Below are 12,375 nucleotides of genomic sequence, written 5' to 3'. Positions count from 1 at the left end.
CAAGCTCAAAAATAAGCGTCTCTATCGAGATCATTTTAATTAACTAATACCAATTAGTATAAAGATTTGGTCGCTCAGCGAGAATTTAGCGGCACTGAGGCAAGGTCATTAAGTGCTCCTGCTTTAATGACATTCGCTGCATCCATGCAGCTCGCAACAAGTGCAGAGCATAGTTGAACTAGGTTCAAGCTTCCTTTTTATTATCAAGAGTCGCAGTAATCAGAGCCGCTAAAACTCGCCATTCTGGAGCGTTTTTGGCTGCCTACTTCTGCGTTGAATAACTTCACAAGGGAGCAACCATTCTTTCAATTATTCGCCTTGAATTAGTTTGCCAAAACCGCTCTGAGTAGATCAACTTCTTATCTTAATTGGTATAACTGCAACTAACGCAGATAAAATAAAAAAGGACGCTTAAAGCGTCCTTTCTCAATTGGTATTTTAGCTTAGCACTAGTACAAATGCCAAACCAAATGATTAATGTGCGTGAGCCGCGTCAGCAGCACCTGCTTTTTCAATATCTAGCAGTTCAACTTCAAATACTAGCGTTGAGTTTGCTGGAATAGTACCTGTATCGCGATCGCCATATGCAAGTTCTGCAGGGATAACGAACTTGTACTTAGAGCCTACAGACATTAGCTGCACGCCTTCAGTCCAACCAGGAATAACACGGTTTAGTGGGAAGGTTGCTGGTTCACCACGAGCAACAGAGCTATCAAACTCAGTACCATCTGTTAATGTTCCCACGTAGTGAACTTTAACAGTATCTTCAGCTACAGGCTTTTCACCTGTACCTTCAGTAATCACTTCATACTGCAGACCAGAGTCAGTAGTGATAACACCTTCTTTTGCTTTGTTAGCTTCTAAGAAAGCTTTGCTTTCTGCTGCAGCTTTTTCAGCCAACACAGCCGCTTGAGCTTGGCGTTTTTCATTTAGCTTTTCATCTAAGCTTTGCAAAATGGTTTGCATCTCTTCTTGAGATAGCTTCAGTTCACTGTTTAGACCTTCACTAAAACCAGTCACAATCAATGCTCTATCAACACTTAGGCCTAGCTCTTCTTGCTCTTTAATGTGGCCAGCCATGTATGTACCAATTGATGCACCAACGCTGTATGCTTCTTTTTGAGCTTCAGTTTTCAATTCAACTGGCGCAGTAGCCGCAACAGCCTCTTTCTCTTGATTACACGCTGTTAAACCAACTACGGCCAAAGCCACTAGTGAATATTTATAAATCGATTTCATTAAAGCTTCCTCAGCATTTACACGTGGTTACACTAACCTAATATTTTTATTTAGGCGAACCACTTTATACTAGTTAAATAGGTTATTCCAATCTGAACAGCGAAAAGCTTGCTGACTGAGCTGAACTGTACTTTTCAAGATATATTAATCAATTATGTGCAGCTATAACTCAGTAGATAACGGTTGTACCACTAACTTAGCAATGATTATCTTATTCGTCATCTAACAGACAGCAGAAATTCAGCCGAGTTCAGAGATTAACGGTCTCAGTTTGCTATTAGTCAGCATAGATACAGCTTTTTGTTCAATAAACGTTCAAATAGAACATTCGAGTAAGTTTCTATAAACATCGGTTGATGTTGTATACTCTGCAGCATCCGTAACGGTATAGAGAGAGCAGCCCTCTCATATGCCAGTCTCCCCGCCTACGCCAATGTCGGCAAGTAGCCGTTGAGACCCCATCCATTTCGAGGTTAACTTGGATAATTTAGAAAATCGTGTCGAAGAGTTAGAAATGAAAGTTGCTTTTCAAGATGGCACTATTGAAGAGCTTGATCAGCAAGTGATCAAATTAAACAAAGCACTTGCAGCGCAGCAAGAACAGTTGCGTTTACTAATAAATAAATTACAGGCCGTAGAGCCAAGTAACATGGCAAGCCAAGCTGAAGAGACACCACCGCCACATTATTAACAGTACAGGTCAACATCTCATTAAGGTGAATAGCTAGAATTGATAAAAACTGCCTTTAAATGCCCAGTATTTATGCAACACTTAAGGGTATTCATCTTATGTTCAGCTGCATAACGCTATAAAAAGCCTTGATATAACGCTCAAATATTATATGTTTTATAAATCAGCTAAACGCCGCCTGCATAGTTAATATGCCATAGTTAAGATTTAGCTAAAAATAATAAGCTGGTGTGATAAATGCGAATTAAAGAGACTTGCTAATGAGACGTTTTTTACTGCTAGCAACCATGGTGCTTAGCCTAAACGGCTGCGCATTTAATAGCATTTTCATCAATTATCCATCGCAGATCGCGCCAGTGAAAGCGCAACTTAACTCTCCTACTCCGCAAAACGCTGCCCAAATAGTTGCTCCTGAAATCAGCGGAGCCGATGGCTTACTCTATGCCCAAGAAGCGGGGCGCAGCGCACAGATAGCCGGAAACTTCGATGCCAGTAAACAGTATTACCAGCAGGCAGTAGCAGCCTATAATGCCTTTGACGACAAAGCTAAAATTAGCCTCAGCGACGCCGGCGCCACAGCCAGCAGCCTATTATTAAACGACAATGTCATACCTTATCGCGGCCCCGGTTATGAGCGCATTATGCTGCATCAGTATCAAGCCCTTAATTATCTGTTTGCGGGTGATCCGCAAGGCGCATTAGTTGAGGTTCGCCGTAGTAATGAATTACAAAGCCAAGAGCAAGCAAGGTATCAAAAATCCAATAAGTCGGTACAGGCCATGGCAAATGGCACTATTGATGCTGAGATGAACAAACTAGGAAAAGCCGCAGGCACTACCACAAGCTCTTTCTTAAATGCCTACAGCTATTACACCACAGGTATGCTGCATGAAATTTTAGGCGAAGCAAACGATGCCTTTATTGATTACCGTAAAGCGGCGCAAATAACCCCAAACAACCCTTACCTACAAAAAGATCTTGTCAGGCTGGCGAAACAATTATCTATGCCGCAATACGATGACTTCAAACGTCGCTGGGGCGATGCCGTGTTACCTAAAAAAGATGATGGCCAAGTCATTATCATGCTTGAGCGCGGCTTTGTGCCTGAAAAGCAAAGTTTTACCGTCCCCTTCACCATCGAAGGCAACTGGCAAACAGCGTCATTAGCGACTTATTATCCAAATAGACAAAGCGTGCCTCAAGGACAGATCCAAGGTCTAGGCACAGTATTAAAAACTGCGCCAATTGCCAATATCGATGCACTCGCAATAACCGCATTAAAAGAAGAACTGCCCGCAGCACTAGTTAGGCAAGCTGCACGTATTTACGCCAAGGCTGAAATGGCTCAAAGCGTTGAAAGTCAAACCAAAAAGCGCCGCAACCAAACAGATTATGCCTCTATTGCTATGCAGATCTTTAATGTGGTTACCGAACAAGCGGATAGACGCAGTTGGTTAACCTTACCTGAGCAAGCACAAATCGCTCGCTCCTATGTCAAACCGGGCAGCTACTCGCTTATGCTCGACAACAACCCAGCCGACCCAATTGAAGTTAAAAGTGGCCGCACTACATTAGTGTGGATAATTGATACTGGCAATTACACCCGTTTTTATTCAATAATCATTTAGCAATCACTTGTATGGAATTAACTATGAAACATTTAAAAGTCGTTTTTATTCTTGCAGCAGTTATCGGTTTATCTGCCTGCCAATCAAAAGTTGAATACGGTGATGCCACAGAAGTGGAAACCGTAAACGAAAACTTCGGCTCTACCGATTTACAAGCTATCGCGGCTAAGATGGTAGACAGCATGCTGACGTTCCCACCAGTTGTAGCGATGACTGCCAACGATCGTCCAATCATCTTTGTTGATAAGATTAAAAACAAAACGTCTGAACATATCGATACTGAATCAGTCACCGACTCTATTAGCAACAAACTACTGCGCTCAGGCAAGTTCCGCTTTATCGACATGACGAAAGTCGATTCGGTACGTAAGCAGTTAGATTACCAAAACAATTCAGGTATGGTTGACCCATCAACTGCGATTAACTTTGGTCGTCAAATTGGTGCGCAATACATGCTTTACGGCAACCTATCTAGCATCGTTAAGCAAGATGGCAGCACTAAAGATGTTTACTACAAAATGACGATGCGTTTAATGGACTTAGAAACTGGTCTTATTGAATGGTCTGATGAAAAAGAGATCCGTAAAGTTAAGTCTAAATCTTTCTTAGGACTATAATTTTACTCAGGTAAATCCTTATATCAGTTAAGCCAGCGTTAAGCTGGCTTTTTTATGCTTTAGCCCTTTGCAGAAATACGGTACCTTATGCGCTCACAGCGCTGTATCGCTATAGGCGCCACATCAGTAGACTATAAAACAATAAAGGATGTGATTTTGAAGTTGTCGTTTTACCGCGCTGTCGCCGCCATTTTAAGTTTATTAATCACCTCATCTATTGCTAGCGAAGCGCAACAGCAACAACGAGATAGTTCAGCCTATATAACCCAAGAACAAGCAGGCCAGCGCTCAGACCGACTATCTGATGTGCACTACCAACTCGATTTTACCCTAACAGCGCAAGACAGCTTTAGCGGCATAACTAAAGTAAGCTTTGAGCTCAGCGATACAGATCAACCGCTAAGCTTAGATCTAAATCAAGCCCAAATTAAACGCTTTATCATTAACGGCAAAAAAGTCTATCCCAACTATAACAACAGCTATATTCTGCTCAACCCTCGCTTGCTTAATCGTGGCAGCAATACCATAGAAGTTGAATATCATCGTCCATACAGTAATACAGGCGAAGGCCTACATAAATTTGTCGATCCCGTCGATGAGCAGGTTTATTTATACTCTCACTTTGAACCCGCCACTGCGCAAAAAATGTTTGCTGTATTTGCTCAACCAGATGTTAAAGCCACTTTCCAGTTAACGGTTACTGCGCCAAAATCATGGACAGTGATCAGCGCCACCAAAGAAAGCCAAATCATAGATCTTGGTAACCAGCGACGCTGGCAGTTTCCACAGTCACCTAAGCTAAGTCCTTATAACTTTTCCATGCACGCTGGGCCATATCATATGTGGCAAGACAACTCAGGTAAGTATCCACTGCGATTATTTTCCCGGCAATCTGTCGCAGAAAAAGTTAATCCGCAAGACTGGTTTAACTACACTCAACAAGGGCTAGGCTACTTCGAAGACTACTTTGGCATCGACTACCCATTTAAAAAATATGATCAACTATTAGTACCTGACTTTCTTTACGGTGCAATGGAAAATCCTGCGGCAATTACTGTTAGCGAGAAGCAATACCTCACTGACAGTGCTATGACCAGCGAACAAAAACAGCGACTTGCCATGGTGATCATGCATGAAATGGCACACCAATGGTTCGGCAATCTTGTCACCATGAAATGGTGGAACGGTTTATGGCTAAATGAAAGTTTTGCCGCATTTATGGCGATTCAAGCCACCAGCAAAGTAACTGAATTTAACCAAGTTTGGCGCAGCTTTTACACAGAAGAAAAGCAACGCGCCTACAGTCTAGATAGCTCTGCCAATAGCCACCCAATCGAGGCCAGCGTTGCATCGAGCAAAAATGCATTTGATAACATCGATGCCATTACCTACGCCAAAGGTGCTGCAAGCTTAAAACAGCTTAACCACCTAGTCAGCGAAAAGGTATTTCAACAAGGCGTACAAAACTATCTAAGCCAATACAGCTACCAAAATGCTGAGTTAAACGACTTTATTCATAGCCTTGAACAAGCAGCTAAGCGTGATTTAAGCCAATGGAGTCAAGACTGGTTACGTCAAGCTGGGGTCAACACCATTGAAGCTGAGTTTAGTTGTGCTAATGGCCGCATTAGTCACTTCAGGTTAAAGCAAACAGCCGCAATTGCCGAACACAACACCTTACGTGAGCAAAAAGTGCTTGTTGGCCTGTTTACTAAAGGTCGCCGTCAATTGCATCGTAATATCAGCATGGCTGTAAATTATCGAGGTCAAAGCACTGACGTTAATAAGCTTGTGGGTCTACACTGTCCTGATCTTGTCTATCCAAATTACCAAGATTGGGGTTTTGTTAAGGTCAACTTAGATCCTGTGTCATTTAACACAGCACAAACTGAACTGGCTAAAGTACAAGACCCTTTTCTACGCGCTATGCTTTGGCAAAGCCTTTGGGATAGTGTTGAGAGCGGCAAACTCCCGCTAAATGATTATATAAGTACAGTGCTTATCAACTTACCTAAAGAGCGCGATGCTATCATCTTAGATCAAGTGTTAAACTCGCTCTCCAAAGCACGGCTGCACCTCGATAAGATGCACCCAAGCAATCAACGTTACGCTAAGATATCAATTCGCGCCATTGAGCAAATGAGCTTAAGAAAAGTGATGTTCAATAGTGGCAATCGCGATTTTCAACGTCGCTGGTTTAGCACCTATATCGAGTTTGCGCGCAGTAAATTTGCTTTAGATCATCTCGATTCACTGTTAAATAAAACCGCAACCATCAAAGGGTTAACTTTAGATCAGTCTTTACGTTGGCAAATAATAGTCCACCTCAATCAACATGATCACCGCAACGCCCGCTATTGGTTGGAGCAAGAGCAAAGACGCGATAAGTCAGATAGCGCTAAGAACTATGCTCTAGGAGCCGAAGCTGCGCGACCTGCTGCAGCCAAAAAGCGTCAATGGTTAAGCCGCATTCAACAACCAACTAATTTGCCATTTGCCAAGCTTCGCACCGTAATGGAGAACCTCTATCCCAGTGAGCAAAAGCGTTTGAGCGCGGCAACCTCAGAGCAACGTTTAACAACACTCGCTGCGCTTGATGCCAGTAAAGACTCGGTCTTTATGCGCAGTTACAACAAAACCCTGCTCCCAACGGACTGTACTTACGCCAATATCAGCGCATTGCAGCAAGTATTAGACACTGAGCCCAATTTATCACCATTAACAAAACGTGGTTTACAACAGGCTATTCACCAAGAACGTACTTGCTTGCGTATTAAAACCAACATGAAACATTAACGGCTCGTCAAAACGAAAATAGGCCGCAGACATAGCGCGGCCTATTTGCTATTAGCGCAAAACAGTACCATTCTGAAAGAACAACTAGTTAACAAGGAAGCAATTTGATGGGACCTTTTACCATTGCGGCGATCGCAATAATCGGCGCATTTTTACTCACAGCATACAAAGAATACAATAAGCAAAAAAACCGAGTAGATGCCAAGGAATTACTGCAAGTAAATGAAGAAATTACCGCGTTAAAAGAACGTGTGATGACACTAGAAAAAATCGTCACAGATAAGTCTTATCAGCTACATGACGAAATCAACAAACTCTAGTAGCAAAAACAAAAAAGCCACCAAAATGGTGGCTTTTAGCTAAAACAGCGGCAACTTAAACGAATAAGTCTTTGATGTTTTTCAGATCGCCCTTGCCTTCAGCAAGCTCTTCTGGCGACAAACCTGATACTTCATGGGGGAATACTAACCACTCGTCAGACTCATGGATAAAGTAATCAGGCTTTAAAGGCACTGCGGTGTTTTGTGGCTTATAGTATGGACAAGCAATACGCACATCTTTTGGCATATTTAAACGCATTAAGTCGCTTAAGTTTTCCATTAACGCCTGAACACTACGGCCAGAATCAAAAACGTCATCAACAATCAGTAAACCATCATCTGCATTGGCATTTTCTACGATGTAATGTAGACCATGAACTTTAATCTGCTTACTTTGCTTGTTGATACCGTAATAAGATGAAGTACGTACCGCAATGTGGTCTGTTTCAACTTTTTTAAAGTCAAAAAATTCTTGTACAGCGATACCAATTGGAGCACCACCACGCCAAATACCCACGATAAACTGCGGACGGAAGCCACTTTCATAAACTTGCGCAGCTAAACGAAATGAATCTTCTAGCAACTCTTGTGCGGTAATAAAGCGTTTCTCTGACATTTGACCGTCCCCATCTTGTTATTAATTTCTAAATTAGGTTTTACACTTTCAGCAGCTAAATTGACTAAACTTGCGACAAATACCAATCGGCATATATTCACTAAGAATAGATCAAAATAAACGGCGCTGATGAGCATAAAAAGACGAGTGAGCAGGCTATTCCAAGATTGGCAATAGGCATATGTTAGCGGCTAATTTTGCTTAACTGCTTAACATCTAAACACCCGGCAAATTTTGGAGGCAAATTTTATACTAGATTGACAGCTATTGCTGCAAAAAAGCCAAAAAATTGCGGCAGCAACAACAAAAAAATGAAGGCAACCCAAGGGGCTGACTTCATTTTGTTATTAATATTAGTTAGCAAATACTAGCTAGCTACCTCAAGCTTATGGCTAGCGGCTTTGGTCACCATCGAGAAATTACGCTCAACCGCCTCTGTAAAGCCGCGAGTATAAATGGTGTCAACATAACGCCAGTCGCTGCGTACCTCTTGATGACTAAAAGTCAGCGTCATCAAACCTCGGTTCATTAAATTGGCATAAGCAAGGTTTTCTACCAAATCGACGATAGCGGCTTCTGTTGCCGGAATATCTTTTTCTTCAATTCCTAAATAGTACTCAAGCCCAGGTGATGACACCGAACTGGTTGCAAACTCAACCCCAACAGCGTCGCCAGCAGCATCTTTCAGCTCATTGGCCCAAGCATTATGTGTATCACCAGCAATCACCACCAAATTTTTGGCTTGAGACTTAGCCGTAGCGAGTAACACTTCACGCTCGTAGGCATAACCATCCCAAGCATCAAGATTATATGGAATGGCAGGTAACTGCAGCAGCGCCATAGCCTCAGGCGTAAGTTTGTCACCGAAAAATGCCAAATACTTAAGCTCATCTTCAGTCAAACTCGGATCGCCAGCCGCTTGTCTTGCAGCGATTTGCGCCAATGCAGCAAGCTGACCAAACTCAGGGATAGATAACTGCTGGGTTGCAATCGCTGCCGGTAGCATCATTTGCCCCATCAACACTTGCTGCCCTAAAACTTGCCATGTTGCTGTAGATGTCAGCAATGCTGTTTGTACCCATGCTTGCTGCGCTTGTCCAAGCATGGTGCGATTGGTATCCGTTACATCTGCCATAAAGCGGTCACTATCCAGGCCACCCGTAGCTGCATCCATATATTCAGCGTAATCAAGCGGCTTATCACGACCAATTAAGCGCGTATCTAACATATGTAAATCAACAAGATCGCCAAAAGCAAATGAGCGATAAATCTCTTCATGGTTCCCCTCTCGCCACGGCCTAATCGGCAACCACTCAAAGTACGCTTGTAATGCTGCCTCTTTACGGGCGTCAAAGTCCCCTTCAGCGTCGTTATGATTTTCAGCCCCTTCACGCCAGCTATCGTTAGCCACTTCGTGGTCATCCCATACGGTAATAAACGCCGCTTTACCATGAAGCTTTTGCAAGCTTAAATCACTGCGATACTGCGCATAACGGGTACGATAATCGCTTAGGCTAAATAGCTCTCCAACAGGTAACACTTCACGCTGTAACTCAGCAGCACGCTCGCTTGCATATTCACCACGGGCATATTCATATATGTAGTCCCCCAGATGGATCACTGCATCTAAGTCATCCATTCTGGACGCCATCTCATACACATTAAAATAGCCGGCGGGGAAATTTGCACAGGACATCACCGCAAATTTCACTTTATCCAGTGCGCCTTGAGGCAAAGTCTTGGTCATCGCAACAGGCGAGGTCTTATTACCGGTTTTAAAACGATAAAAATATTGAGTTCCTGACTCTAGTCCCATGGCATCAACTTTAACGGTATAGTCACGGTCGCTATTGGTAATAGTGTCACCACTGACCACCAGCTGGGCAAAGTTAGCATCAGTAGCCACTTCCCAAGCGACTTTAATATCGCCATCAACTTCAGGAGTGACTCGAGTCCAAATAATCACAGCATCATGGCTAGGATCACCACTGGCGAGTCCATGTAAAAACTCGGCGTAAATCCCCTTGTCATCATCGTCACTGCTACAGCCCATTAAGCCATAAGATACAACGGCAGCCCCCACGCCTTTAGCCGACATAGCTAAAAAGTCTCTACGAGTTACAGGTCGTTTCATTGTTATTATTCCTTTAATATTAGCGTTCTAGTTTTATTGACCCGACATGTGGTACGAGGTCTAATCAGATCAGATACTAAAGCACCACCATGACACGAAGAAGACAAAGTTGTAAACCACTTGTTAAACGCCATAGGTTTGAGCAGTCGTTTTTTATCAGTAAAGCATTGGCTGGTATTTCATCTAATAGGAACAAAGGATAATGTGCAGAACCATTTCTGTATTGGCGATATTAATGACGCTAGTTAGCGGTTGCAGTAGCACAGATCAAACAGTTCTGTTTGATGATTTACAACAAAGAAATGGGGCAATCTACTATCAAGACGCTCTCTATACCGGGGTATTTATAGATACTGACAAGCAGCAAAGAGTTAGAGCTAAAGGCTACCTGAAAGACGGTCTACTCCAAGGAGAAGTTGTTAGCTTTGACGGTCATGGCAGAGTCACTAGAAGCGAACACTTTAAAGATGGCAAGCCCCATGGCCCCATAACCAAGTTTTATGCAGATGGCACAATAGAAGAGCAAGGCCAATTTCGCCAAGGCGAAGCAGTTGGTAAATGGCTGCTTTATTATAACAATGGCGCCTTAGCACGTGAGTCCTTTCACAAAAATGACCGCCCTGATGGACAGTGGACATATTTTAATGAAGATGGAACTATCAAACAGATAAGAACTTACAAAAATGGACAGCGGATTTAAACATGCTGCCGCCAAGCAAGCACCATTGAGTTGTAGCTGCAACATACGGATATTCTAGGGGAAAACGTGAGACGCCTAACCACAGTAATCATGCTAGGCCTAGCGCTTGGCGGCTGCGCACAACCAGCCAATGCACCTAAACCACAACCAACAAACCAAGCCACTAATCCACCCTCAAGCAGTGATTTGAGTGAAAGTGAAATTAATGCCGCTACAGAAGCAATGATTACCGCTTTAGAGCAAAACGACATAACCGCATTTACAGCTCTGTTAGCAAGTTCTCCTCGACAAAGCCTTAACCCTAAAGATGGTTATAGCCCCTTATACCTAGCAATTACCATGCGCCATCCCGAGCTGGTGAAGCCATTACTTGATGCCGGAGCAGATCCCAACTTAGGCAATCAATATTCCGGTTATCAAACACCGCTAATGTTTGCCATTTTCAACGTTGACATTAACAGCTTCAAACAACTTTTAGCCTATGATGCGACGCCTAATACCGTCGATTACAAAGGACTTTCCCCGCTGCATTATTTAGCCCAAAGTCGCTGTGGTAGCTGTTTACCAAGGGATGAATTTAATCACCAAGCATTGGCTTTACTTATGGAGCATGGTGCCAACATCAATCAACAAGACAATGAAGGTGAAAGCCCTGCCTTTGTTGCCGCAAAATACAATAATATTCCCATGCTTAGCGCACTTGCAGCTCAAGGTGCTAATTTAGATCTACTCACAAAAGGCGGCTTTTCTGCGCTGATCCAAGCAATCGATTTTAATGAACCTGAAATCGTAGCCGCGTTACTTAGGTTAGGTGCAGATGTCGATGCCAAAACAGCGCATGACACAACACCGTTAATGGATGCCTTACTCAGAAGAGAACCCCGCCAAACGATAATTGATAAATTGATTGCCGCTGGAGCGAATGTTAATAGTCATGGCGCTGAAGCGACGCCGTTAGTTATCGCAGTAGAGAGCAACAATATCGCTCAAGTTAACCAATTAGTTGCAGCGGGAGCCGATCCTTCATTAGCGACTCTAGAGGGATATACCACCCCATTAATGTCAGCAATTTATATTCAAAGTAACCCTATGATTGAGCGACTTTTGCAGCTTGGTGCAGAACCAAATCAGCGGGATGTCCAAGGCGCTTCTCCACTTAGGTACGCTATAGGACTACAAAACCAAACCGCGGTTAAATTACTGATAGATGCTGGTGCTGATGTGAATGAGCTTACTAAGCAACACTGGACGCCACTTGCCACTGCGATTGATATCAACAACCTTGAAATCGCCAGACTCTTGCTCGCCAAAGGAGCCGATATCAATATTAGCGATAGCTATGGCGACTGGCCGCCGATAGTACTCGCTAGCAGTAAGCTAGACTTGCCCATGCTGTCGTTACTGATGGACAGCGGCGCCGACATTAAAGGCACAAATTTAAATGGTAACAATGCGCTGCATATTGCAGTGCTTAATATTGATCAACTAGACGATAATGCCAAACAGGTGATCTCAGCACTAATTGATTATGGTGCCGATCTGCAAGCTATTAATCACTCAGGCTCCAGCGCATTAGACTACGCCGACTCAAAACCCGAGCTATTAAAGTTTTTACAGCAATTTTAAGCGCTCGT

At 43.2% G+C, this 12,375-nt stretch carries 10 protein-coding genes; 7 read left to right on the top strand and 3 right to left on the bottom strand.

Annotated features, from left to right (window positions below):
* Positions 1-474 precede the first annotated feature (474 nt).
* The gene (gene fkpA, locus L884_RS0101480; protein ID WP_028765823.1) at positions 475-1,239 is read right to left on the bottom strand and encodes an FKBP-type peptidyl-prolyl cis-trans isomerase; all 765 of its coding nucleotides are present in this window, start codon (positions 1,237-1,239) and stop codon (positions 475-477) included.
* 478 nt (positions 1,240-1,717) lie between these two features.
* Between fkpA and L884_RS0101475 the strand changes: the two genes are divergently transcribed.
* From L884_RS0101475 to L884_RS0101455, 5 genes are all read left to right on the top strand, one after another.
* Positions 1,718-1,930, top strand: a complete 213-nt coding sequence (locus tag L884_RS0101475) for a SlyX family protein (RefSeq protein WP_028765822.1) — start codon at positions 1,718-1,720, stop codon at positions 1,928-1,930.
* A gap of 260 nt (positions 1,931-2,190) precedes the next feature.
* Positions 2,191-3,558: a COG3014 family protein gene (locus tag L884_RS0101470; RefSeq protein WP_051435488.1), complete on the top strand. Its 1,368-nt coding sequence runs from the start codon at positions 2,191-2,193 to the stop codon at positions 3,556-3,558.
* Between the two features lie 23 nt (positions 3,559-3,581).
* Positions 3,582-4,175 (top strand): penicillin-binding protein activator LpoB, encoded by a 594-nt coding sequence (gene lpoB, locus L884_RS0101465; protein ID WP_174208590.1) that lies wholly within the window; start codon positions 3,582-3,584, stop codon positions 4,173-4,175.
* Between the two features lie 156 nt (positions 4,176-4,331).
* Positions 4,332-6,971, top strand: a complete 2,640-nt coding sequence (pepN, locus tag L884_RS0101460; protein ID WP_245603042.1) for an aminopeptidase N — start codon at positions 4,332-4,334, stop codon at positions 6,969-6,971.
* Positions 6,972-7,078: 107 nt separating this feature from the next.
* On the top strand, positions 7,079-7,291 hold the full coding sequence (locus tag L884_RS0101455) for a hypothetical protein (RefSeq protein ID WP_028765818.1): 213 nt from the start codon (positions 7,079-7,081) through the stop codon (positions 7,289-7,291).
* 55 nt (positions 7,292-7,346) lie between these two features.
* Here the strand turns inward: L884_RS0101455 and L884_RS0101450 are convergent, their stop codons facing one another.
* Positions 7,347-7,907, bottom strand: a complete 561-nt coding sequence (locus L884_RS0101450; RefSeq protein ID WP_028765817.1) for a phosphoribosyltransferase — start codon at positions 7,905-7,907, stop codon at positions 7,347-7,349.
* A gap of 367 nt (positions 7,908-8,274) precedes the next feature.
* Complete coding sequence (locus L884_RS0101440) at positions 8,275-10,041, bottom strand: alkaline phosphatase D family protein (protein WP_028765816.1); 1,767 nt, start codon at positions 10,039-10,041, stop codon at positions 8,275-8,277.
* Between the two features lie 202 nt (positions 10,042-10,243).
* Here L884_RS0101440 and L884_RS0101435 point away from each other — a divergent pair, with 202 nt between their 5' ends.
* Positions 10,244-10,741, top strand: a complete 498-nt coding sequence (locus L884_RS0101435) for a toxin-antitoxin system YwqK family antitoxin (protein ID WP_028765815.1) — start codon at positions 10,244-10,246, stop codon at positions 10,739-10,741.
* A gap of 66 nt (positions 10,742-10,807) precedes the next feature.
* Positions 10,808-12,367, top strand: coding sequence for an ankyrin repeat domain-containing protein (locus tag L884_RS0101430; RefSeq protein WP_156925631.1), 1,560 nt, complete (start codon positions 10,808-10,810; stop codon positions 12,365-12,367).
* The last annotated feature ends 8 nt before the right edge of the window (positions 12,368-12,375 follow it).

The sequence above is a fragment of the Shewanella fidelis ATCC BAA-318 genome, from assembly GCF_000518605.1.
GTDB lineage: Bacteria > Pseudomonadota > Gammaproteobacteria > Enterobacterales > Shewanellaceae > Shewanella > Shewanella fidelis.
Note: the sequence above shows the minus strand (reverse complement) of the source record. Positions and strands in the feature narration are given on the sequence as shown.

Bases quoted from the DNA above. Each gene is read 5' to 3' on its own strand.
- L884_RS0101435 (WP_028765815.1), top strand. From the start codon at position 10,244: ATGTGCAGAACCATTTCTGTATTGGCGATATTAATGACGCTAGTTAGC.
- L884_RS0101470 (WP_051435488.1), top strand. From the start codon at position 2,191: ATGAGACGTTTTTTACTGCTAGCAACCATGGTGCTTAGCCTAAACGGC.
- L884_RS0101440 (WP_028765816.1), bottom strand. From the start codon at position 10,041: ATGAAACGACCTGTAACTCGTAGAGACTTTTTAGCTATGTCGGCTAAA.
- lpoB (WP_174208590.1), top strand. From the start codon at position 3,582: ATGAAACATTTAAAAGTCGTTTTTATTCTTGCAGCAGTTATCGGTTTA.
- L884_RS0101455 (WP_028765818.1), top strand. From the start codon at position 7,079: ATGGGACCTTTTACCATTGCGGCGATCGCAATAATCGGCGCATTTTTA.
- fkpA (WP_028765823.1), bottom strand. From the start codon at position 1,239: ATGAAATCGATTTATAAATATTCACTAGTGGCTTTGGCCGTAGTTGGT.
- L884_RS0101450 (WP_028765817.1), bottom strand. From the start codon at position 7,907: ATGTCAGAGAAACGCTTTATTACCGCACAAGAGTTGCTAGAAGATTCA.